We start from the raw sequence: 21,218 nt of genomic DNA on the forward strand, positions 1-21,218 counted from the left end.
TGTGGAGCCTCAAGAGGTTGTTCCCGGTCAATCCGAGTCTGCTGATCGGTGGCTTTGAGCCGATACTGCCATGAGGACGATGCCAGTTGTAGCAATGAAGCCATCGTGGCAACTCGGCTGCTCTTTCTGCTGAGGTGTTGTAGGCCTGCGCATAGGCCCATTCTCGTAGGCTGGTTTGAATGAAGCGTTCGGCCTTGCCATTGGTTTTGGGTGTATAGGGCCTGGTGCGGATGTGCTTGAGGCCGAGGCGCTTACACGCCCTTAGGAAGGCGAAGGATTTGTAGCACGCGCCGTTGTCGGTCATGACGCGCTGTACCTTCACGCCGAGGCTCACGTAGTAGGCCACGGCCGCCTTGAGGAAAGCGATGGCGCAACCCTTTCGCTCGTTCTTCATGACCTGGCTGAAAGCGATCCGTGACGCATCGTCGATGCAGACATGTACGTATTCCCAGCCTGGCCCTTGACGGCGAGAACGCAGATTGCTCGACCCATGTCGATCGCCGGTGATCCGATGGCCGATCCGATTGAACTTGCCGAGCTTTTTGATGTCTATGTGGATCAGTTCACCAGGATGCTGGCGCTCATAGCGCCGGATCGGCTCGGCCGGCTCCAGGGCAGCCAGCCTGTTCAAACCGAGTCGGCGCAGGATACGGCTGACGGTTGCTGCGGAGACCCCAACTTCGAGCGCGATCTGTTTGCCGGTGTGGCGCTGCCGGCGGAACGTCTCGACAGCGGCGCATGTGGCTGCCGGGGTTTGGCTTGGCAATGAATGAGGCCGCGAGGAACGATCCCGCAAACCATCGACGCCTAATGCGCGGAAGCGCTTGACCCATTTGGCGACCGTCTTTGCCGTCACATTGAATTGGAGCGCGGCTGTGGCCTTCGTCAGGCCGCCCTCGATCACGCTCCGCACCATCGCCTCTCGACCTTTCGGCGTCAAAGGCGCATTCTTGTGGATGTTCATCTGGTCTCTCCGGGGAACACTGAAGTTTCGCAACCTCAGCTTTCTCGGTTCAGACCAGATGGACAACCTCCTGAAAGCTCACAACTAGGGCGTCAGGCCTGCACGATTTCGCCGTCCGCCTCATACGCACTCGTCAGTTGCGCAATCGGCGTCCACCGCATCTCACCGCAACACCCGTGACGATCGCGAAGCGCCCCTCAATCGGGTGAGACAGGAAATTCATACATCAAATCGCGATTCTGATAAACAGAAATATTTTTGCGCGAGGGGCTTGCGCCGTCGGGCAACTCAGTGATTGCGCATGAGGAGCGCGCGGGCTGCACCAGACAAAATCAAAGCGGCGAACAATGGCCTGGTCAATATCGACATGGCCAATCGTCTGAGATGCATGCGCGCATGTCACGATGCAGCGTTCAGCGGATCCCTGGTGTGAAGGTAACCCGGGTCGAACTCGCCGATTTTCACGAGCCTGGTCCAGTCCTTGACGACGAGCTTACCGACCCGCAAATCCACCGTGTGTGTCGCCCGCAGCTCGTGCAACGTGCGATGCACCGTGGCAATTGCCATGGCCAACGTCTCGCCCAGTTGGGTCAGATTGACCGGAAATTCCCACGTCATCCCGTCGTTCAGGCCGGCCTCGCGCGCCCGATAGAACAGCTCACAGAACAGATGTGCCATCCCGGCGACGTTGGACCTTGCCCCATTGTTGGTGATTGCCTCGCGAAAGATGGCGGCATCGATCAGGGTCTCCCGCCAGATCGCGAAGGCGAACGACGGACGCCGGGTGAAGGCACGCATCAGCATCCTGTGCGGCACGAACGCGACGATCGCAGTGCCCATCGCGCATACGCTGTGATCCATCTCCCGGAGAAACAGCGCCTGGACATCCGGCAGGTCGCCCGCGATATGGAAGGAGACGTATTGGCGACGGCCGCTACTGAGTATGTGATATCGAGCCACCATTCCGGAGACCACCAGCGCAGCGACTTTCGGCGCCTCGCCCTGGTGAATGAAATCCTCGCCGGGCTGAAACTCCTGCAGCTCATGCGGCAGGCCGGCAATTTCCCGGATGTCTTGCTTCCCGAGGCGCGAATGCGTTTGCAGGCTGCGGACGAGGAGGTCGTGCGCATTGTGAGCGTCCATGAGCGTCTCCCTTGCTGCGACGCACGCCTATCAAATGAGAGAGCGTGGTTGCCGCCGCCGGGTAAACTCGGAGCGACCGGCCAGGGTTTCAGGCCCACGGCATGGCGATTTCAGGTTCGATTTGATCGTTTGAGCGAGATGCTGCGACTTCTGCCTCGGTTCGTCAGATTGCTGTTTCGCCCATCGCACGATCGCTGCGCCGCCTCATGTTTTCGTGGGGGCATCGCGAGCGGCTTGGCACAACCGTCATCCCCGATGTCCGACCAGGTCCTGGCGCATGCCATGCGCGACCTGGAAGATCTGCAGTTGAACCTCTCGGGGCCGGAGCCGCCCCGGACATGACGAGATCCTGCGCCCGCAGACGACCAGCAGAGCGAGCGACCTTCAACGAACGCGCCGCTCAGCCCGACGAAATGCCGGCTGAAATTGAGGCCGTGATCGCCGTCCCCGGGGGGCCGGCGAGCTATACCGACATATCCCAGCGTCCCGACAAGCCGGAGGAGACAGGAATGCACGAGTTGAACGAAACACTCAGGGCTCGTCTGGATGCCGTGCTGGATCAAACTTGCGGCCGCATGGTCAACGGTGGCGATCACGACACCCGGAAATACATCGCGGAGAAACTGGTCGAAGCGGTACAGCAGGGCACCACTCACCTTGACGAATTGACGATCATTGCCCGCCGGGCGCTGCTCGACAGTTCGGATCGAAGGACCGGCTGAAAGGGGTCCACCCTGACATAGTCAGTCACGCATACCGGGATCGATCCGGCGGCATCCCGCGAGTGACTGACGTGGGATGGTTCGTGCAGTCGCGGCCGGCGGCTCGTCGTTCTTCGAACGCGAACGAGGTCCCGGTGCTATGATGTCCTGATCACTCGCAAGGGCTTGAGAGGAGCGAGAGGATGTCGACCTACCTGGATCTGCAAACCCGCGACATGGAGCCGAAAGAGGTTAGCCGCATCAGGGCGGCATATGAGCAGGCGTTGCATACGCTCTGCGTCAGAGACGGCGACGACCCCCTTACGGAAATGATCGCGAAGACGATCATCAGGGTCGCGCAAACCGGCATCGATGACCCCACCGAGATTTCGGTTCAGGCGATCCGGGAATTGGAGATGCGCTAGCGCCTGTCGCACGATCGAAACATTTTCGCCGCTTGCGCGTTTATTAGCGGCAGGCTCTTCGGGGCTTCGCAGAAGGTGAGGCGTGTCATGAACTCGTTGTCAGTACGCGATGCTTTCCTCATGGTCGCAGTTATGAGCCTGACATTTCTGATTGAGGTCGTCTTCTTCGCGTTGATCGGAATTTTCTGAGCAGGTTCGCGGAAATTTGGGTTGCGGTTGCCGCCTGAACGACTTTCCGGCGGCGCGTTCCGGGCAAGCCTCCGCGACCTCACCGGCCCGCTCCTGCGCAACGTCTCCTCCAACGAGCCCGGTTCCCTCGTCTCCCCGACGCGCTGACCAGCGTCGCGGATTGGTTCCATGGGAACGACTCCTGCCGCCGGCAAGTTTTAACTACAGCGATTGAAGGTCAGGAGCGAAACCATGCGGACCTTGACTGAGCAAGACATTCGCACGCGGGCCTACAGGCTGTGGCGGGCTGCCGGTGAGCCCAACAAGGCGATGGACGCCTTCTGGTACAAGGCAGAGAAAGAACTGTTGGAAGAGAGAACGAAGGACAAGGGACGATCGGGCCGGTCGGACATCGCCGCACGCCGGGTCGCTCGGCGGCGGCGCCACGCCACCGTGACGAGTACTCACTAACGTGCTTCCGAGCGAGGTGAGCACCGGCTCGGCTGTATCGCGCGACCCGCGATCTCCACAGTCGGCGTGTCGATGCGGGAGTCCTCGAGGAACGCCTGACCTGAGGCCAGACGTTCCCTGCAAGATCGTCCGCTTACGTCATTTCGAGATCTCCTCGAGCTCTCGATCGAGCGTGGGCGGGCCCCATATCGAGATGGTGACGACCACGATGACCATGGCGCCGGCGATCAAGCCGAAAACGCCCTTGGTGCCTGCCGTCTGCAGGAAGAAGCCGATGATGAAGCTCGCGAAGATCGCGCTGAGCCGGCTCAGCGAGTAGGTGAACCCAACCGCGCGCGCACGTATCCGGGCCGGGAACAGCTCGGCCTGATAGTTGTGGAACGAGTAGGACAGTATGTTGTTCGACAGCGTGATCAGCACGCCGAACAGGATCAGCAGCGGCATGGTGTTCTGGAACGAGAACATGATTCCGAAGATGCCGATGCAGCAGGCGGCGGCGACCAGCTGCCACTTCCGCTCGAACTTGTCGGCGAAGGTCATGGCGAGCAGCGGACCGAACGGGTTCGCGATCGCGATGATGAACGAGTAGAGCAGGCTCTGGCCAACATTGATGCCGGTCTGTTGGGCGATCAGCGTCGGCACCCAGGCTGCGAAGCCATAGAAGCCGAAGGTCTGGAAGAACTGGAAGATCATCAGCATGAAGGTGCGGCCGCGGTAGCGCGGCGCGAAGATTTCGGCGAAGCGTCCGAGCGCCTCGGCTTTCTCCACCGAATGGCTTCCCGGCGTCGCCAGCGCCGCACCTTTGAGATCGCTTCGAACCTTGGCCTCGATCGCAGTCGTGACCGCGTCGGCCTCGTCGAGCCGTCCCTGATTGATGAGCCAGCGCGGGCTCTCCGGGACCGAGCGGCGGATGAACCAGACAGCCAGCGCGCCGGTCGAGCCGATCAGGACCACCCACCGCCAACCATCCACGCCGAACGGGCTGATCGGCACCAGCATGTAGGCGATGAATGCCACGATCGGCACCACCGAGAACATGACGCCCTGGTTGAAGGCGAAGGCGCGGCCGCGGATCGATTTGGGCACGAGCTCGGACACGTAGGTGTCGATTGTGACCAGTTCCACGCCGATGCCGATGCCGGCAATCAGCCGCCACAGGCTGACGCCAAGCCCGGTGTCCTGGAAAGCCATCACGAACGTCGCCGCGCTGTACCACAGCATCGAATAGGTGAAGACCGTCCGGCGTCCGTATTTGTCGGCGACGTAGCCGAACGCGCAGGTGCCGATGAACAGGCCGGTGAACGTCGCCGCGACGAACAGCGCCGGTCCGGCGAAGATGCTGACGGACACGTCCTTGAGCAGTCCCGCCTTCATGAGGCCGGGAACGACATAAGCGGTCATGAACAGATCGTAGAGTTCGAACATGCCGCCGAGCGAGAGCAGCGTGATCAGCATCCAGACATGTCGTGTGCCCGGGAGTCGATCCAGGCGAGCGAGGATGTCTGCGGCGCGCCCTTGGGCGGCTGGTCCATAATCGACATTGAGCCTCCCGATTTTCTTATGGTGAGGGAGGTAGCTTACGCTGGCACCGGGGGTCTGGGCGACTCGTCAACTAGTGGAAGCGGACCTGCGGAATCGCCCGGTCGTGGCGCGACAGCGAATGTTTCCGGCAGTACACGCGGCAGTGCACAAGACGGCACCGGTCCCGGGGGTCACAGACATGGTGACGCGCGATCGTGCGCCGCACGCGCCGCTGCCGCGCGGCGGTGCAGAAGATCGCGCTCGCGCGTGTTGCCGGCGAGCGCCGCGGCCGCGTCGAATGCGGCCCGGGCCTCGTCATGGCGGCCGAGCTTCTGCAGGAGGTCGCCGCGCACGCTCGGCAGCAGGTGATAGGATTCCAGCGCCGGCTCATGGGCGAGGCCGTCGACGATCGCAAGCGCGGCCTGCGGCCCCTCCGCCATACCGACCGCGACCGCGCGGTTGAGCTCGATCACCGGCGACTGCACCAAGGCGGCGAGATCGCCGTAGAGCGCGGCGATGCGCGACCAGTCGGTCGTGTCAGACGTACCGGCCTCGGCATGGCAGGCGACGATCGCGGCCTGCAGCGCGTAGAAGCCGCCGGCACCGCCGAGCTCGCGGGCGCGCGCCAGCGCCAGTTGCCCGCGGCGGATCTGCAGGCGGTCCCACCGCGCGCGGTTTTGGTCCATCAGCAGGATCGGATCTCCGGCCGCATCAGTGCGCGCCGCCATCCGCGAGGCATTCAGCTCCATCAGTGCCAGCAGCCCGTGCGCCTCCGGCTCCTGCGGCGCGATCGAAGCCAGCACGCGGCCCATGCGCAGCGCCTCGTTGCAGAGCTGCGGCCGCAGCCATGCGTCGCCACGCGCCGCGGTGTAGCCCTCGTTGAAGATGAGGTAGACCACCTCGAGTACGGAGGCGAGCCGCTCCGACAACTCCTCGCCGCGCGGCGTCTCATAAGCAAGGCCGGACTCCGACAGCGTGCGCTTGGCGCGAACGATGCGCTGGGCGATGGCGGCTTCGGTCTGCAGGAACGCGCGTGCGATCTCCTCCGTGGTCAGGCCGCAGATCATCCGCAGCGCCAGCGCCGCACGGGCCTCGCGCGACAGCAGCGGATGACAGGCGGTGAAGATCAGCCGCAGCAGCTCGTCGCCGATGTCGTCGTCGAGTGCGGAATCGAAATCGGGCATGGTCTCCTGCTCCCGCGCCAGATCATGCGCCAGCATGCCGTGCTTCTGGGTGCGCATGCTGACGTGGCGCAAATGATCGAGCGCGCGCCGCTTGGCGGTCGCCATCAGCCAGGCACCCGGCTTGTCCGGGACGCCGTCGACCGGCCAGTGCTCGAGCGCCGCGATCAGCGTTTCCTGGGTGAGATCCTCGGCGAGCGGCACGTCGCGCAGCATCCGCGACAGGCTGGTGATCAGCCGCGGCTGCTCGATGCGCCACACGCCGAGGATGGTACGCCTGACGTCGTCGGCGGTCACGTCGGCCACCGGCATCGGACTGCTACCTCCGTCAGGACTGCATGAAGGGGCGGACCTCGCATGACATCTCCCATTCCGGCATGTGATCGAGATGGAGCTGCATGAACTCGACGGCGCGCGCCACCGCCTCCTCCTTGTCCTTCAGCTCGAAGACGGCGTAGCCACCGACCACTTCCTTGGCTTCCAGGAAGGGTCCGTCGGTGACGCTGAGCTTGCCGTCCTTGATGCGCACCTCCGCGCCGGCGGTGCGCGGCATCAGTGCGCCGGCGTCGAGCATGCGACCGGCCTTGACCTCGCGATCGGCCATCTCGCGGATCGCCTCCCTCAAGGCGGGATTCGGCAACATCGGTTTCTCGGCTACCACAACATACATGAAGCGCATCTGGGCTCTCCTCTGCTATTCCGGACACTGGCCGGCGAAGCCTGCGAAGGCGCGGACCTCGCAGGTGCCTTCCCAGCCGGGCATGTGATCCTTGTGCAGCTGCATGAACTCGACGGCGAGCGCCACCGCCTCCTCCTTGCTGCGCAGCTCGAAGATCGCGTAACCGCCGATCACCTCCTTGGCCTCGACGAAGGGGCCGTCGACCACGCTGAGCTTATCGCCGGCAAGACGCACCTGCACGCCTGTCGCGAGCGGCATCAGGCCCCCCGTATCGACCATGCGTCCGGACTTGATCTCGCGGTCGGCGAGCTTGTGCATGGCCTCGATCAGCGCGGGCGTCGGGCGGGTATCCGGCTGCGGCGAGGTGACGATCGACATGAAGCGCATGAAAACTCCCGTTTGCTGCGGGCGGCGGCGATGATCGCCGCCAAACCGGCCCGCTATGGGAGACGACGATCCGGGGCACGGCGGATCGACAGGGAACGGGAATTATTTTCATTGGGCTATTGCTCCGTCAGAGGTCGCCCCCTCCCCGTCATCCTGAGGTGCGAGCGGAGCGACCTCGAAGGGTGCACGGCCCGGCTGTTGGCCGTCGATCCTTCGAGACGCGCTAACGCGCTCCTCAGGATGACGGGGAAACGTAAGAGTCTGGCTGTTCAATAACTTGCGAAGAGCGAGCTTCGCTCGTCTCGCCCCCGCAAGCGGGAGAGGTGCAGCGTACCGTGCCGAAAGACCTACTGCTCCCGCAGCATGATCAGCGGATCGGCGCTGTCCGGAACCCGGCGCCACTGGGCGTTGTCGTCGGCTTCGAACTGCCAGCTCTCGCCCTTGGCCGACATCAGGATGATCTGGCCGTGGTCGAGCCGCCAGACGGTCGGGTTGAAGGCCGCGACCGCGGGATCGCATTTCGGCTTCAGGAAGACCTGGAAATTGTCGTTGCCGGCATCGTTGTTGGTCAGCGTCAGGCCGCAGATCGCCTGGCCGTTGCCGCGCACCATCGACCAGTCCCCGATCATCTGGTCCATCGACTTGGCGAGCGAGCGCGCCGCGGCGAGGTTCTGCAGGATGTAGACGCCCTCATTGGTGCGCAGGCCCTCGAAGATGCCGGTCTCGACTTCCGAGAAATCGATCACGGCCTCGCCGGTCGCGTTCTGCAGCCGCACGATGTCGCCGAGGCCCTTGATGCTCCAGCCGGCGATGTCCTTGGTGAAGGGCAGCGCGGCGGCGCAGGACGGCTCGAGCTCGAGCTTGAAGCCCAGCGGCGTCGTATCGCTCTTGAGCGTCACGACGCAGGTCTTGCTGCGGTCGGTGGTGGCGAGCTCCCACTGCCCGATCATGTCCGCCCTCAACGTCGTGACGTCCTGCGCCTGGACCGGACACAATCCGGCCAGCACCAGGAGCGCCACGACATTGAAGCGGGACAGCGGCATCAGCGGCCCTTGACCGGGGTCTCGGCCACCGGGGTCAGCGGCGGCTTGCCGGCGAACCAGCTCCTGATGTTGTCGACCACCAGCTGGTCCATCGCGTTGCGCGTGACCACGGAGGCTGACCCGATATGCGGCAGCAGCACGACATTCTGCATCGCCTTCAGCTCGTCCGGCACGTTCGGTTCGGCTGCGAACACATCGAGGCCGGCGGCGAGGATGGTACCCGATTTCAGCGCCGCGACCAGCGCCGGCTCGTCGACCACGGAGCCGCGCGCGACATTGATGAGCACGCCGCGCGGCCCGAGCGCCTTCAGCACCTCGGCGTTGATCATCTTCGATGTCGAGGCGCCGCCGGGCACGATGACAATCAGCGTATCGACCGCCTTCGCCATCTCGATCAAGTCGGGATAGTGCTTGTAGGAGACGTCCTTGGCCGCGTTGCGCGAGTGATAGGACACCGGCACGCGCGAGGCTTCCAGCCGGCGGCCGACCGCCTGCCCGATCCGGCCCATGCCGACGATGCCGACCTTGCGGTCGCGCAGCGAGCCGCCGCTGAGCGGATAGTTCTGGGTCTGCCACAGGCCGGAGCGCACGTAACGGTCGGCCTTCACGAATTCGCGCAGGGTCGAGATCAACAATCCCATCGCAACGTCGGCGACCTCCTCGGTCAGCACGTCGGGCGTGTTGGTGACCACGATATTGTGATCGCGCGCATAGGCGGAATCGATGTGGTCGTAACCGACGCCGAAGCTGCCCACGATCTCGAGCTTGGGGAAGCGCGTCATCGCGGTCTTGTCGGTCGCCATGGTGTGATAGGTGACCGCGATGCCACGGATCTTGCCCGCGATCTCGGGCGTCAGGCGCTCGAGATCGCCGCGGCTTTCCGCGCGGTGCAGCACATATTGATCGGGAAAGCCGTTCTCGAGGATTGGCCGGATCGGTCCGTAAATCAGCAGATCGATCTTTTCAGAAGAGATAGGGGCCATCAACTTTCCTTTCCAAGCGCACTTTCGTGCCAACGTCGCAGCAAGAGGTATGAAATTAGCGCCAGCACCCCATAGATGACAATCCCGGCCAGCGACAGCAGCAGCAGCGCTGCGAACATGCGGGGAATGTTCAACCGGTAGCCTGATTCAGCGATGCGGAAGGCGAGGCCCGAGCCGGCGCCGGCGCTGCCGGCCGCGATCTCGGCGACCACGGCGCCGATCAGCGACAGCCCGCCGGCGATGCGCAATCCGCCGAGGATGTAGGGCAGCGCCGCGGGCAGCTTCAGGAACAACAGCGTCTGCAGCTTCGATGCGCCATACAGCTGAAACAGGCCGGCTAGATTGCGATCCACCGAGTTGAGGCCGAGCGTGGTGTTCGAGAGCACCGGGAAGAAGGCGACGATCCAGGCGCAGACGATGACGGCGGTCTGCTGCTGCAGATAGATCAGGAGCAGCGGCGCGATCGCGATCACGGGCGTGACCTGCAGGATGATCGCATAGGGAAACAGCGAATATTCCAGCCATTTCGACTGATTGAACAACAGCGCCAGCGCGACGCCGCCGACTGCGGCCGCGACGAAGCCTTCGAGCGTGGTCAGGAGCGTGACGCCGAGCGATTGCGACAGGATCGGCCAATCGCTGACCAGCGTCTTGATGACGAGCAGCGGGCTCGGCAGCACATAGGGCTGGATGTCATACAGGCGGACGATCAGTTCCCAGAGCACGAGGCCGGCGGCGAACACGACGCCGGGCAGCAGGACGCGAACGAGGTCTTGCAGAGATTTCATGCGCCCGCCCGCCCCGCATAAGACGGCGCCAGCGCGTTCGAGACCTCGCGGCAGAACGCGGCATATTCGGCCGAGGTGCGGAACTCCTCGCCGCGCGGCTCGGCCGAGGTGATGCGAAACTCCGTGCCGATGCGCCCGGGGCGCGCCGTCATCACGATCACGCGCTCCGAGAGATAGACGGACTCGAACACCGAATGCGTCACGAAGATGACGGTCTTGTGCAGGTTACGCCACAGCGACAGCAGGTCGTTGTTGAGGCGGAAGCGCGTGATCTCGTCGAGCGCCGCGAACGGCTCGTCCATCAAGAGGATATCGGGATCGGTGACCAGCGCGCGGGCCAGCGACACCCGCATCTTCATGCCGCCGGACAATTCGCGCGGATAGGCCGTCGCAAACTCCGCGAGCCCGACCTGTGCGAGCGCCTGGTCGATCCGCCCCTCGGCATCGCTGCCGGACGTATGCGCGAGCTTCAGCGGCAGACGGACATTGTCGCGCACGGTGGCCCAGGGCATCAGCGTCGGCTCCTGGAACACGAAGCCGATCGGATGGCTGCCGCGCCGCGCCGTCCCCCGAGGCGACAGCTCGACCGTACCCGCGCTCGGCGTTGACAGCCCCGCGATCAGGCGCAGCGCGGTCGACTTGCCGCAGCCGGAGGGCCCGAGCAGCGAGACGAACTCGCCCCTGTTGACGTCGAGATCGAGCGGCCCGAGCGCCGCCACGCCGGAGTCATAGATCTTGGTGACACCGCGCAGCCGCACGGCAAGCCCAGCCTCATCGGCGCTGGTTTCGGGCACGGTGCTCTCTACCATCGTCAAGCGGCCATAGCTTGGCACGGCAGCGCCGCGAATGACACCTCTCCCCATCGGGGAGAGGTCGGCGCACAGCGCCGGGTGATGGGGCACAGGTCCCACGAGAGAGCGTCACCCCTCACCCGCATCGCATCTGACGATGCGATGCGACCTCTCCCACAGGGGGAGAGGTGGACCATCGATGAGGCGACTGATCGGATCACACGTGTCCTTGGGCTCAGTTCTTCGGCCTGAGTTCGACGCCGACCGCCTTGTTGACGAAGCGCAGCGTGTAGCCCTTGCGGTAGTCGATGGTGCTCTTGACCACGCCGGCGCTGACCATCGCCTCGAAGAAGCTCGCCATCCGCTCATCGGTCATGGCGCCGATGCCGTTCTTGATGGCGTCGCCGGAATCGACGATGCCGTGCTCCCTCATCTGCGCAACCGAAAAGGCCAGCAGCTCGTCGGTCATTTCCGGATTGAGCTTCTTGATCATCGCATTGCCGGCCGAGTTGTCGCCGTAGAGATAATGATACCAGCCGACGATCGAGGCATCGACGAAGCGCTGCACGAGGTCCGGCTTCTTGTCGACGAGGTCGCGGCGGGTCTCGATCAGGGTCGAATAGGCGTTGAAGCCGTAATCGGCGATCAGGAGCACGTTCGGCTTGAAGCCGGCCTTCTTCTCCACCGCATATGGCTCGGAGGAGACGTAGCCCTCCATCGCGACATCCTTGTTGACGATGAAGGGCTGCGCGTTGAAGGTATAGGGCTTCACCTTGCTTTCGCTGAATCCGTACCTGGATTTCATCCATTGGAAGTAGGTGACAATGCCCTCCTTCGAGACCAGCAGCGTCAGCGGCTTCAAATCCTCGATCTTGCTGACCTTGACCTCGGGATGCGTCAGGAAGACCTGCGGGTCCTTCTGGAAGATGGCGGCGACCGCGACCAGCGGCACGTTGTTGGTGACGGCGTCGAAGGTCTGCAGCGAGTTCGCGCTCATGAAGAAGTCGAGCTTGCCCGCGATCAGCAGCATGCGGTTGTTCTCGTTGGGGCCTCCGGGCACGATGGTGACGTCGAGGCCGTATTTCTTGTAGGTGCCGTCGGCCACGGCCTGGAAGAAGCCGCCATGCTCGCCCTCGGCGACCCAGTTGGTTCCGAATGAGACCTTGTCCAGGGTCTGCGCGCGCGCCGGGGTCAGCTCCGCCAAGGCAGACGTCACGACGGCAAGCAGGCCGATGGTTAACGCTCGCGGCAAAAAGGCCGGGTTCATGGTTGGACTCCGTCGATCATTCTGGCCCATGATGGAAGGTGGAGACGTGGACCGCAGCCCAGGGCACGAGGATCGCCCCGGTGGCATGGTTCATATCCCCACCCAAGATGAACAAACTACCCTGCAAATTCATCCAATGAAACGCTTCGCTTGATGACCTCTCAGCTTCCGCCCCGCGACTGGACCGCCATCCACTGGCCCGACATCGCCAAATCAGCGCCGTCGCGCTGGATCGCGGTGCTGCCGCTGGCCGCGACCGAACAGCACGGGCCGCATCTGCCTGTTGGAACCGACGTCATGATCGGCGAGGCGTATCTGGCGCGGGTGCGTGAGTTCTTGCCGGCGACCGCTCCGGTGACCTTCCTGCCGCTGCAGCCGGTCGGCATCTCGACCGAGCACATCGATTTCCCGGGTACGCTGACGCTGTCGAACGAGGTCGCGCTGAAGACCTGGACCGCGCTCGGCGAAAGCGTGGCGCGCGCCGGGGTGAAGAAGCTCGTGCTGGTGACCAGCCATGGCGGCAACTCGGCCGCGATGTCGCTGGTCGCGCAGGATTTGCGCGCGCGACAGGGCATGCTGGTGGTCACCACGAGCTGGTCGCGTTTCGGGGTGCCGGACGGACTGTTCGAAGCAAGCGAATTGCGTCACGGCATCCATGGCGGAGCGGTCGAGACCTCGATCATGCTGGCGAAGTATCCGCAGCACGTGCGCAAGGACGCGCTCGCGGGCTTTGTCCCCGCGAGCGTGCAGATCGAAAAGAAGCACCGCCATCTCTCGACGCAGCGGCCGGCGCCGTTCGCCTGGCAGGCACAGGACCTGCATCCGAGCGGCGCGATCGGCGATGCGACCAAGGCCTCCGCCAAAAGGGGCGAGGCCCTGCTCGACCACGGCGCACGCGCATTCTGCGAACTGCTGGACGATATCGATCAATTCGACATCAGCGCGCTCGCCGGCACGCCGCGCTGGCCGGTCAAGTAACCCGATCGGCAGCACGGACGGCCGCCGCCGGTCGCTTGCGGATGGTCAGAGATATTTCGCGATCAGCCTGAAATCCTTCAGCACGGCGCGGCCCTTCGGGCCGACGGCCTTCAGCGCGTCTTCCAGGCTGTGGCCGATATGGTCGTGGATCAGCGCCTTCTTGGCGCTTTCGATCGCGCTCTCCACGGCTTGCAATTGCTGGGCGATCTGGGCGCACGGCCGGCCCTGCTCGACCATCTCGACGATGGTCTCGAGATGGCCGTTGGCGCGCTTCAGGCGCCGGGCGATTGCAGCGTGCGAGTGGTCGTCGGACATCGGGTTCTCCTATCCTCCCTGGAGGATAATGATGATCCTCCCGGGAGGATAGCAAAATCGGCTTGACAGCCTGCTGTGTCAGGCGTAGTCCCGGCCTGTCGGAACATGTGTTCCGCACCGAGGCATCCGCCTCGACCACGAGCCAACAAAGAAGGCAAATGGGCAGTAGCAACTCAGGCGACAGGTGCCCGATGGCGGCACTTCTGACGCCGCAAGCCAGCAAGACTGATCGCGCAAGCACCCGCTGCGTGGATGGATGGTCACCCCTTAGCTGACCGCCCGCTCCTCACCGGCCTGCCGCGACCAGCAGAAAGTGGAGGTGAGCGATGTTCGAAAAGCTCGCAAAATTCCGGCCGTTCGAGCCGCGAAATGTTTTTGAGCCGCGGCGCCTGGCGTCGTGGGCGGCCCTCTATTCCAATGACAACCTCCCGGGCTTTCGCCGCCCGGAGGGTCGGCGAAAGCGTCCAACCCGGGCGCCGGCATGTCATTGGGTCCTGATCGACGGCCGCCTGGAATGCCGGTGGATCGTCGAAGACACCATCGAAGCATCCATCAGTGATCTCGATCAGCAGCGACGCGCGGACCGGAGTTCCGGCCGGCGTGCAACAATCGCGCGCCCCGCTGCGTTGAAGATGACGGCGAGCGCCTGAAGCATGATCCGGACCCGCAGGGCCGAGTTAGCGCAAGGCGGAAGCCGGCTTTCCGGAGACATCATGCTCGAACAAGAGAACCGACATGGACGAAGGACCTAGTCGTCCCGTTGCGCGCCATCCCGGCGCAGCAACGGGACTCCCTTCGGGGAACGACATCAGTTTTGAACGAACCGCTGCTCACGGCAGCGGAGGTTGCGCGCGCGCATAAAGCCGCTCCGCGTCCCTCGCGCCGTGCCCGACGGGCAGCGCGGAGACGCGGATAATGACCGAAACCAAAACCACAAGAACTGCCGTCCTTGATGCGACGCATGCCGGCGACATCCACGGCGCGTTCGGCAGTATCGCGAGGGATGACGTCGCACCGCGCTCCACATTCTTCGCGCGGCTGAAGACGCTGCTGGCGATCGTCGGCCCCGGCCTGATCGTCATGGTCGGCGACAACGACGCCGGCGCGTTCGGCACCTACACCCAGGCCGGACAGAACTACGGCACCACCCTGCTGTGGACCTTGATGCTCCTGATCCCGGTGCTCTACGTCAACCAGGAGATGGTGGTGCGGCTCGGCGCCGTCACCGGCGTCGGCCATGCGCGGCTGATCTTCGAGCGCTTCGGCAAGTTCTGGGGCGCCTTCAGCGTCATCGACCTGTTGCTGCTGAACGCGCTAACGATCGTCACCGAGTTCATCGGCATCACGCTGGCGCTGAGCTATCTCGGCCTGTCGCAGTTCTGGGGCGTGCTGGCGTCCGCTGCGATCGTGATGATCGCGGTCTCGACCGGCAACTTCCGACGCTTCGAGCGCTTCGGCATCGTGCTGGTCGTGGGCAGCCTGCTGCTTGTGCCCGTGGTGCTGATGGTGCATCCGCCGATCGGACAGGTCGCGGCCGACTTCTTCGTTCCGAAGATGCCCGAAGGCGCCAGGCTCAGCGAGGTGATGCTGCTGATCGTCGCTATCGTCGGCACCACGGTGGCGCCGTGGCAATTGTTCTTCCAGCAGAGCTACATCGTCGACAAGCGGATCACGCCGCGCTTCATCCGCTATGAGCGCATGGATCTCTGGATCGGCATCGTGCTTGTCGTCGTCGGTGCGGTCGCCATGATCTCCTTCTGCGCGGAGATCTTTGCCGGGCAACCGGAGTTCGGCAACTACACCGACGCGTTGGGGACCGCCGTCGGGCTCGAGAAATATGCGGGCAGCCTTCCGGCCGCGCTGTTTGCCCTCGCGCTGCTCGACGCCTGCATCATCGGCGCGGCGGCGGTCTCCCTCGCAACCGCCTACGCGATCGGCGATATTTTCGCGGTCAAGCATTCGCTGCATCGCAAGCCTTGGGACGCCAAGGGCTTCTACGCCGTCTATTGCGGCCTGATCGTGCTCGCCGCGGGACTGGTGCTGACGCCGGGCACGCCGCTCGGGCTTCTGACCAACGCGGTGCAGACGCTGGCAGGCGTGCTGCTGCCGAGCGCGACGGTGTTCCTGCTCCTGCTCTGCAACGACCGCCACATCCTCGGGCCCTGGGTCAACTCGACACGGTTGAACCTGTTCACGGGAACAGTGGTGGCTGGACTGGTGATGCTGTCGGCGATCCTGACCGCCGCGGTGCTGTTTCCCGATCTCAGCGAGGAGTGGATCGTCGGAATCCTGATCGGCGGGAGCCTGCTGGCGCTGACGGTCACCGCGGCCGTCAAGCTGTACGAGATGTCGTCGCGCCGGAACGCGATGTTCCGCTTCAAGCCGTACCAGCTCCGGCTTAGCCGTGACACCTGGCGGATGCCGCCGCTCGATCAGCTTCCGCCAGCCCGCCTTAGCCCGTTGAGCCGGATCTGGATGATCGTGCTGCGCGGCTACCTGGTGGTCGCTGCCGGCCTCGTGCTGCTCCGTATCGCTCAGCTGGCCACGGTGGGGGTGTGACCACAGCGCCTCTCGGCCGCTGCCGGCGATGGGGCGCGATCGTACTGCTCAGGCTGGCGGGCGCCATCCTGCGCAATGCGTCCGCGCTCCATCAACGGCGCACCATCGCCAGCGCCGAGCTGCGCGCGGCGCTGGCGGCGGCGACTTTTTTGAACGTGCCGGCGCCGCGATCGCGCTGCGAACAAGACGGAGACCCTGCGGGGCAAGTAAGGATGAAAGACGTGGGTGAGATCGACTGAACAAAGGGCGACCGGCCCGCACGCCGCGGCAACACAGCTGCTAACAATCGACACCGCCGGGGCCGGCGGCCCCCGCTGTTGCATGGCTGTCATAGTGACGTGCAAATCGGAGAGGTAGCTGGCGACCCTCAGTTGCAATTGCGAATGACTTGCAATAAGGCTGATGTCAGGTTTGCTGATCTGGCCTCGTTTGGACCAACACAGATCGGACCGGGGACGGCGGGCGATGACTTCAAATCTCGGGTGGCGAGTGGCCGCCAATTCTGCAGTGATGGCAGGCAATACCTCCAACTGCCCGCGGGGCAACGCCGCGTCATGACCTGCGTCCGTATCTTCCGTGTTCAGATTGCCGCCGGCGCCGCACTCGGCGCCGCCGCCTTCGGCATGCCTGCGGCTGCGGCCGACATGGCCGTCAAGTCGCCGACGATGAACGCGATTTACACCTGGACCGGTTTCTATGTGGGCGCCCATGTCGGCTATGGCGACGGCAGCCTCGGTCCCGGCACCAATCCGCTTCCGCTGCAAGGCGTCGTCTTTCCGCACACGGTCACTGGTGGCATCGGCGGCTTCCAGGTCGGATACAATCACGAGTTCGCCAACCGCTTCGTGCTCGGCATCGAGGCTGATGCGACATTCGTCAGCCCGATCGATCAACCGCGGCGGGCGCCTGCGTCCTTCAACAGCTCGATCGACTATGTCGGCACCGTGCGCGGCCGCGTCGGCTACGCCTTCGGAAGCTGGATGCCCTATGTCACCGGCGGTTTTGCCTGGGGGCATACCCAGGTCAGGGTAAACGACGCGGCGGGCGAGGCCGTCTCCGAACCAGGCCAGTACCAGACCGGATGGACCGTCGGCGCCGGCGCCGAGTTCGCGTTGAGCGGCAATTGGACCGCCAAGGTCGAATACGACTATATCGACCTGTCGCGCCAGACCCTGGGCCTCGACGCCTTCGGCATGCCCGGCGTCGCCATCGACCCGCATCTGCATCTCCTGAAATTCGGTCTGAACTATCAGCTCGGCGACTCGCCCTGGTCGGCGACGCCGACCAAGGCGCTGTTGCCTGAGTCGGACAACTGGTCGATCCACGCGCAGACTACGCTGATCGGACAGGGCTACCCGGCGTTCCGCTCGGCCTATAGCGGCACCAACAGCCTTCCGGCGGGCGGACAGGTACAGCAGACCTGGACCACGACTGCGTTCCTCGGCGTAAAGCTGTGGGAGGGTGGCGAGCTCTACTTCAACCCGGAAACTGCGCAGGGCTTCGGCCTCAACGGCACACTCGGCATCGCCGGCTTCCCGAACGGCGAAGCCCAGAAGGCGGGCGCCCCGTATCCGCGGATCCGGCCGCAGCGCTATTACTTCAAGCAGACGTTCGGCTTCGGCGGCGAGCAGGAAGACGTGCCTGACGGTCCCAACCAGATCGCCGGCAAGCGCGACATCGATCGGCTGACGCTGATCGTCGGACGTTTCGCGATCGGCGATTTCTTCGACGGCAACTCCTACGCCAAGGATCCGCGCGCCGATTTCATGAACTGGGCGATGTGGGCGTCCGCCGCCTATGATTTCCCGGCCGACCTGCCCGGCTATACACGCGGCGCCGTGGTCGAGCTCAATCGCAAGGATTGGGCGGTGCGCGCCGGCCTGTTCCAGGTGCCGGATGCGCCGAACAGCGACATCCTGACCTTCAAGACCGGCGGCGCCGTCGTCGAATTCGAAGGGCGCTACTCGATCTTCGATCAGCCCGGCAAGCTGCGCGTCGGCGTGTTCGGCAACCAGGGCAATACCGGCAATTACAGCCAGGCGCTGGCGATCGAAGCCACCGATCCGTCGCTCGACATCAACAGCGTGATGGCAAGCATCCGCAAGGACAGTCTGAAATATGGTTTCTACATCAACAGCGAGCAGCAGATCGCGAAGGATGTCGGCCTGTTCGGGCGGCTGAGCTGGAACGACGGCCACACCGAAATTCTCTCATTCACTGACGTCGACCGCAGCCTCTCGGGCGGCGTGTCGGTGAAGGGCAGCTACTGGGGGCGGCCGGACGACACGATCGGCATCGGCGGCGCGATCAACGGGCTCTCGGCCTCGCATCGCGACTTCCTCGCCGCCGGCGGCCTCGGGCTCCTGATCGGCGATGGCGCGCTGAACTACCGCAATGAAGGCATCTTCGAGACCTACTACGCCTACTCGGTCAACAAGCACATCACGGTGACCGGGGACTACCAGTTCATCGCCAATCCCGCCTACAACGCCGACCGCGGCCCGGCGCATATCTTCTCAGGCCGTCTGCACGGCGAGTTCTGACGCTGACGTAGCCAAGCCACAACTTTTCCGGCGTCGAGGCGCAGACGCCGCTAGGCAGAGTGGCGGTCACACCGTGTTATTCCGGAATCCACAACGGAGACCGCTTGCGTCAAGTTGGACGCATTGCAGTCGTTTTCATTCCGATCGAATTTTTAGCGCCGTCCGTAACTATGGAGGCCAACGTGCGATTATTTTGGACATTGGTTGTTGTCGTTTGCAGCGTTTATTCCTCTGCTGCCTCTGCCAATTGGGCATGCGCAGCCAAAAACAACGGGCACAGTTTTCGGATGTGGAACGAACCCACCGAGGCCAAAGCCCGCAGCGATGTGTTGAAGAATTGCAGGGATAGTAAGGAGGGCCGGTGCAGGATTATCGGCTGCAGGACCGGTGTCGACACTCAGGAACAGGCGCATGCCGTATGGCCCGCCACCAACGTCGTCGACGGTTGCTTTGGCAATAAGGACGCTTGTCAATTGGGACGACACGCCGACCGCTAATGGACGGGGCGCCTCGGTTGGCGGGTGAAGTCTGCGCCTTGATGGCGCGTGACTTTTGTGAATTGCAGGCAGGACGAAGCCCGTCATCGGGCGCGCGTTCGCGCGAACCGTTGGCCTCTTGCAATGACTGTTGGAACGGTTCGGGCCGCATAGGCCCCTTCCCCACTCAGATATATGGATGCCTCCCGGGCTTGCCGCAAGCCCAGGGTTATCCCGTAGAACGCGCGCCCAGTCGATCGAACGGAGGGAGCGCGGGATGCGTGAACATGCAGTGGTGATTGCCGGCGGTGGTCCGACCGGATTGATGCTGGCAGGCGAATTGGCGTTGGCCGGCATCGATGTCGCGATTGCCGAGCGGCGCGCGAGCCAGGACCTCACCGGGTCGCGGGCCGGTGGCCTGCATGCGCGGACCATGGAGGTGCTCGATCAGCGCGGCATCGGCGACCGCTTCGTCTCGCAGGGGACCCGTCATCCGGCCGTGCTTTTCCACTCGCATCTGGTTCCGCTTGATATCACCGACCTTCCGACCCGGCGCAATTTCACGCTTGGCCTGTTCCAGACCCATACCGAGCGCATTCTCCGGGAATGGGTCAGAGAGCTCGCGGTGCCGATCTATCGTGAGTGCGAGGTGACCGGCTTCACCCAGGACGACACCGGTGTCCACGTCGCGCTCTCCGACGGGCAATTGCGCGCGCAATATCTGGTCGGCTGCGACGGTGGCCGTAGCACCGTCCGCAAGGCGGCCGGCATCGCGTTCGCCGGATGGGATCCGACCAGGAGCTGGCTGAATGCCGAGGCCGAGATGGCGAGAGAGCCGGAATGGGGCATGCGTCAGGACGACACCGGCACTTACGCAATCGGCAAGGTGGGTGGCAGCGGGCGTATCAGGGTCGTGTTGACCGAGCGACAGCTCGGCACAGGCAACGAACCGACCCTGCGCGAGGTCAGCGAGGCGCTGATCGCCGTGTACGGCACCGACTTCGGCATCCACAGTCCGGTCTGGATATCGCGGTTCACCGACATGACCCGGCAGGCGGTGGCCTACCGCAAGCAGCGCGTGCTGCTAGCCGGCGATGCCGCCCATGTGCATCCGCCTATGGGCGGACAGGGCCTCAATATCGGTGTGCAGGACGCGGTGAATCTGGGCTGGAAGCTCGCCCAGGTGATCAAGCGGACGTCGCCCGACAGCCTGCTCGACACCTACCAGGCCGAACGGCATCCGATTGCGGCCCGCGTGCTGCGCAACACGATGGCGCATGTCGCCCTGAGCCGGACCGACGCGCGGACCAAGGCGCTGCACGAGGTCGTCTCCGACCTGATGCGCATGGACGAGCCGCGCAAGAAGGTTGCCGCGATGATGTCGGGGCTGGACGTCCATTACGATCTCGGCGACAGCCATCCGCTGCTCGGGCGCCGCATGCCTGATCTTGATCTGGTAACCGAGAGCGGACCGCTACGCACCTTCAGCCTGCTGCACCAAGCCCGGCCGGTGCTGCTCAATCTCGGCGAGCCCGGCATCGTTCCGATCGCGGCGTGGGCAGACCGGGTTCAACTGGTCGACGCCGACTACGCCGGCGCGTGGGAGCTCCCCGTACTTGGAACGATCCCGGCGCCGGTTGCCGTGCTGGTCCGGCCCGACGGCTGCGTGGCGTGGGTGGGAGACCCGGCTGAGCCGGGCCTCAGGGACGCGCTGACCAGATGGTTCGGCGCACCGCGCGCTTGATGAGATATGCTGGAGCGGCATCTGCACTGCGTCCCCTCTCCCGCTTGCGCGGGAGGGGCAGGGTGGGGGTGTCATCCACGAGTCGCATCGT

At 64.2% G+C, this 21,218-nt stretch carries 20 protein-coding genes; 8 read left to right on the forward strand and 12 right to left on the reverse strand.

The window, feature by feature from the left end; genetic code table 11:
* A partial coding sequence (locus tag AS156_RS16580; protein WP_066501212.1) for an IS481 family transposase occupies positions 1-964 on the reverse strand: 964 nt, incomplete at its 3' end.
* A gap of 399 nt (positions 965-1,363) precedes the next feature.
* The gene (locus AS156_RS16585; protein ID WP_066506201.1) at positions 1,364-2,107 is read right to left on the reverse strand and encodes a Crp/Fnr family transcriptional regulator; all 744 of its coding nucleotides are present in this window, start codon (positions 2,105-2,107) and stop codon (positions 1,364-1,366) included.
* A gap of 509 nt (positions 2,108-2,616) precedes the next feature.
* Between AS156_RS16585 and AS156_RS16590 the strand changes: the two genes are divergently transcribed.
* From AS156_RS16590 to AS156_RS45775, 3 genes are all read left to right on the forward strand, one after another.
* The gene (locus tag AS156_RS16590) at positions 2,617-2,829 is read left to right on the forward strand and encodes a hypothetical protein (RefSeq protein ID WP_066506317.1); all 213 of its coding nucleotides are present in this window, start codon (positions 2,617-2,619) and stop codon (positions 2,827-2,829) included.
* Positions 2,830-3,011: 182 nt separating this feature from the next.
* Positions 3,012-3,233, forward strand: coding sequence for a hypothetical protein (locus tag AS156_RS16595; RefSeq protein ID WP_066506204.1), 222 nt, complete (start codon positions 3,012-3,014; stop codon positions 3,231-3,233).
* A 420-nt stretch (positions 3,234-3,653) separates the two neighbouring features.
* Entirely contained in the window at positions 3,654-3,872 is a 219-nt protein-coding gene (locus tag AS156_RS45775; RefSeq protein ID WP_066506206.1) for a DUF2934 domain-containing protein, read from the forward strand.
* A gap of 138 nt (positions 3,873-4,010) precedes the next feature.
* On the opposite strand, the gene AS156_RS16605 is transcribed toward AS156_RS45775, so the two are convergent.
* The 9 genes from AS156_RS16605 to AS156_RS16645 form a co-directional block, all read right to left on the reverse strand.
* A complete protein-coding gene (locus AS156_RS16605) occupies positions 4,011-5,327 on the reverse strand; it encodes an MFS transporter (RefSeq protein ID WP_082747545.1) in 1,317 nt (438 codons plus the stop codon).
* A gap of 257 nt (positions 5,328-5,584) precedes the next feature.
* Positions 5,585-6,886, reverse strand: coding sequence for an RNA polymerase sigma factor (locus AS156_RS16610; protein ID WP_066506212.1), 1,302 nt, complete (start codon positions 6,884-6,886; stop codon positions 5,585-5,587).
* Between the two features lie 16 nt (positions 6,887-6,902).
* Entirely contained in the window at positions 6,903-7,253 is a 351-nt protein-coding gene (locus AS156_RS16615; RefSeq protein ID WP_066506218.1) for a YciI family protein, read from the reverse strand.
* Positions 7,254-7,268: 15 nt separating this feature from the next.
* On the reverse strand, positions 7,269-7,640 hold the full coding sequence (locus tag AS156_RS16620) for a YciI family protein (RefSeq protein ID WP_066506220.1): 372 nt from the start codon (positions 7,638-7,640) through the stop codon (positions 7,269-7,271).
* Between the two features lie 347 nt (positions 7,641-7,987).
* The gene (locus tag AS156_RS16625) at positions 7,988-8,683 is read right to left on the reverse strand and encodes an AprI/Inh family metalloprotease inhibitor (protein ID WP_066506222.1); all 696 of its coding nucleotides are present in this window, start codon (positions 8,681-8,683) and stop codon (positions 7,988-7,990) included.
* The gene (locus tag AS156_RS16630) at positions 8,683-9,666 is read right to left on the reverse strand and encodes a 2-hydroxyacid dehydrogenase (protein ID WP_066506224.1); all 984 of its coding nucleotides are present in this window, start codon (positions 9,664-9,666) and stop codon (positions 8,683-8,685) included. The genes AS156_RS16625 and AS156_RS16630 overlap by 1 nt, the downstream gene beginning before the upstream one ends.
* Entirely contained in the window at positions 9,666-10,454 is a 789-nt protein-coding gene (locus AS156_RS16635; RefSeq protein ID WP_066506227.1) for an ABC transporter permease, read from the reverse strand. The genes AS156_RS16630 and AS156_RS16635 overlap by 1 nt, the downstream gene beginning before the upstream one ends.
* Complete coding sequence (locus tag AS156_RS16640; RefSeq protein WP_066506230.1) at positions 10,451-11,263, reverse strand: ABC transporter ATP-binding protein; 813 nt, start codon at positions 11,261-11,263, stop codon at positions 10,451-10,453. The genes AS156_RS16635 and AS156_RS16640 overlap by 4 nt, the downstream gene beginning before the upstream one ends.
* 217 nt (positions 11,264-11,480) lie before the next feature.
* Positions 11,481-12,512, reverse strand: coding sequence for an ABC transporter substrate-binding protein (locus AS156_RS16645; RefSeq protein WP_066506231.1), 1,032 nt, complete (start codon positions 12,510-12,512; stop codon positions 11,481-11,483).
* 153 nt (positions 12,513-12,665) lie between these two features.
* Here AS156_RS16645 and AS156_RS16650 point away from each other — a divergent pair, with 153 nt between their 5' ends.
* Positions 12,666-13,490, forward strand: a complete 825-nt coding sequence (locus AS156_RS16650; protein ID WP_066506235.1) for a creatininase family protein — start codon at positions 12,666-12,668, stop codon at positions 13,488-13,490.
* A 45-nt stretch (positions 13,491-13,535) separates the two neighbouring features.
* On the opposite strand, the gene AS156_RS16655 is transcribed toward AS156_RS16650, so the two are convergent.
* Entirely contained in the window at positions 13,536-13,805 is a 270-nt protein-coding gene (locus AS156_RS16655; RefSeq protein WP_066506238.1) for a metal-sensing transcriptional repressor, read from the reverse strand.
* A 326-nt stretch (positions 13,806-14,131) separates the two neighbouring features.
* On the opposite strand from AS156_RS16655, the gene AS156_RS16660 reads away from it, so the two are divergent.
* The 4 genes from AS156_RS16660 (at position 14,132) to AS156_RS16685 (ending at position 21,127) form a co-directional block, all read left to right on the forward strand.
* Positions 14,132-14,455, forward strand: a complete 324-nt coding sequence (locus tag AS156_RS16660; RefSeq protein ID WP_066506240.1) for a hypothetical protein — start codon at positions 14,132-14,134, stop codon at positions 14,453-14,455.
* A 265-nt stretch (positions 14,456-14,720) separates the two neighbouring features.
* Positions 14,721-16,364, forward strand: coding sequence for an NRAMP family divalent metal transporter (locus tag AS156_RS16665; protein ID WP_066506242.1), 1,644 nt, complete (start codon positions 14,721-14,723; stop codon positions 16,362-16,364).
* A 554-nt stretch (positions 16,365-16,918) separates the two neighbouring features.
* The gene (locus AS156_RS16675) at positions 16,919-18,907 is read left to right on the forward strand and encodes a carbohydrate porin (RefSeq protein ID WP_066506248.1); all 1,989 of its coding nucleotides are present in this window, start codon (positions 16,919-16,921) and stop codon (positions 18,905-18,907) included.
* Positions 18,908-19,660: 753 nt separating this feature from the next.
* Positions 19,661-21,127, forward strand: coding sequence for an FAD-dependent monooxygenase (locus AS156_RS16685; RefSeq protein ID WP_066506252.1), 1,467 nt, complete (start codon positions 19,661-19,663; stop codon positions 21,125-21,127).
* Positions 21,128-21,218: the final 91 nt, after the last annotated feature.

Source organism: Bradyrhizobium macuxiense, assembly GCF_001542415.1.
GTDB lineage: Bacteria > Pseudomonadota > Alphaproteobacteria > Rhizobiales > Xanthobacteraceae > Bradyrhizobium > Bradyrhizobium macuxiense.

Excerpts from the sequence above, each read along its gene's own strand:
- AS156_RS16585 (WP_066506201.1), bottom strand. The coding sequence starts at position 2,107 with ATGGACGCTCACAATGCGCACGACCTCCTCGTCCGCAGCCTGCAAACG.
- AS156_RS16590 (WP_066506317.1), top strand. The coding sequence starts at position 2,617 with ATGCACGAGTTGAACGAAACACTCAGGGCTCGTCTGGATGCCGTGCTG.
- AS156_RS16595 (WP_066506204.1), top strand. The coding sequence starts at position 3,012 with ATGTCGACCTACCTGGATCTGCAAACCCGCGACATGGAGCCGAAAGAG.
- AS156_RS45775 (WP_066506206.1), top strand. The coding sequence starts at position 3,654 with ATGCGGACCTTGACTGAGCAAGACATTCGCACGCGGGCCTACAGGCTG.
- AS156_RS16605 (WP_082747545.1), bottom strand. The coding sequence starts at position 5,327 with ATGCTGATCACGCTGCTCTCGCTCGGCGGCATGTTCGAACTCTACGAT.
- AS156_RS16610 (WP_066506212.1), bottom strand. The coding sequence starts at position 6,886 with ATGCCGGTGGCCGACGTGACCGCCGACGACGTCAGGCGTACCATCCTC.
- AS156_RS16615 (WP_066506218.1), bottom strand. The coding sequence starts at position 7,253 with ATGCGCTTCATGTATGTTGTGGTAGCCGAGAAACCGATGTTGCCGAAT.
- AS156_RS16620 (WP_066506220.1), bottom strand. The coding sequence starts at position 7,640 with ATGCGCTTCATGTCGATCGTCACCTCGCCGCAGCCGGATACCCGCCCG.
- AS156_RS16625 (WP_066506222.1), bottom strand. The coding sequence starts at position 8,683 with ATGCCGCTGTCCCGCTTCAATGTCGTGGCGCTCCTGGTGCTGGCCGGA.
- AS156_RS16630 (WP_066506224.1), bottom strand. The coding sequence starts at position 9,666 with ATGGCCCCTATCTCTTCTGAAAAGATCGATCTGCTGATTTACGGACCG.
- AS156_RS16635 (WP_066506227.1), bottom strand. The coding sequence starts at position 10,454 with ATGAAATCTCTGCAAGACCTCGTTCGCGTCCTGCTGCCCGGCGTCGTG.
- AS156_RS16640 (WP_066506230.1), bottom strand. The coding sequence starts at position 11,263 with ATGGTAGAGAGCACCGTGCCCGAAACCAGCGCCGATGAGGCTGGGCTT.
- AS156_RS16645 (WP_066506231.1), bottom strand. The coding sequence starts at position 12,512 with ATGAACCCGGCCTTTTTGCCGCGAGCGTTAACCATCGGCCTGCTTGCC.
- AS156_RS16650 (WP_066506235.1), top strand. The coding sequence starts at position 12,666 with ATGACCTCTCAGCTTCCGCCCCGCGACTGGACCGCCATCCACTGGCCC.
- AS156_RS16655 (WP_066506238.1), bottom strand. The coding sequence starts at position 13,805 with ATGTCCGACGACCACTCGCACGCTGCAATCGCCCGGCGCCTGAAGCGC.
- AS156_RS16660 (WP_066506240.1), top strand. The coding sequence starts at position 14,132 with ATGTTCGAAAAGCTCGCAAAATTCCGGCCGTTCGAGCCGCGAAATGTT.
- AS156_RS16665 (WP_066506242.1), top strand. The coding sequence starts at position 14,721 with ATGACCGAAACCAAAACCACAAGAACTGCCGTCCTTGATGCGACGCAT.
- AS156_RS16675 (WP_066506248.1), top strand. The coding sequence starts at position 16,919 with ATGACCTGCGTCCGTATCTTCCGTGTTCAGATTGCCGCCGGCGCCGCA.
- AS156_RS16685 (WP_066506252.1), top strand. The coding sequence starts at position 19,661 with ATGCGTGAACATGCAGTGGTGATTGCCGGCGGTGGTCCGACCGGATTG.